Source organism: Flavobacterium amnicola (genome assembly GCF_004122165.1).
In the GTDB taxonomy this organism is placed as follows: domain Bacteria; phylum Bacteroidota; class Bacteroidia; order Flavobacteriales; family Flavobacteriaceae; genus Flavobacterium; species Flavobacterium amnicola.
Map to the genome: position 1 here is coordinate 1 of NZ_SBKO01000027.1, position 255 is coordinate 255.

At 42.4% G+C, this 255-nt stretch carries 1 tRNA gene and 1 rRNA gene; both read right to left on the bottom strand.

The features are described 5' to 3' along the window. Positions 1–3: 3 nt before the first annotated feature. Positions 4–77, bottom strand: a tRNA-Ile gene (locus EQG63_RS12175). 90 nt (positions 78–167) lie between these two features. Next, positions 168–255 (bottom strand): 16S ribosomal RNA (locus tag EQG63_RS12180); the annotation flags it as partial.

A 255-nucleotide genomic window follows, 5' to 3' on the forward strand; every position in this document is an offset into this window, starting at 1 on the left:
TTGTAGTCCCGCCCAGACTCGAACTGGGGACCCCTACATTATCAGTGTAGTACTCTAACCAGCTGAGCTACGAGACTCTGTTTTTACTTATTTGTATTATTTGAATTAACAGCGAGAGTAAAAAAAAAATAAAAAATCAATACCTAACCTCTTTTTATAGTCTCTAGAAAGGAGGTGTTCCAGCCGCACCTTCCGGTACGGCTACCTTGTTACGACTTAGCCCTAGTTACCAGTTTTACCCTAGGCAGCTCCTTG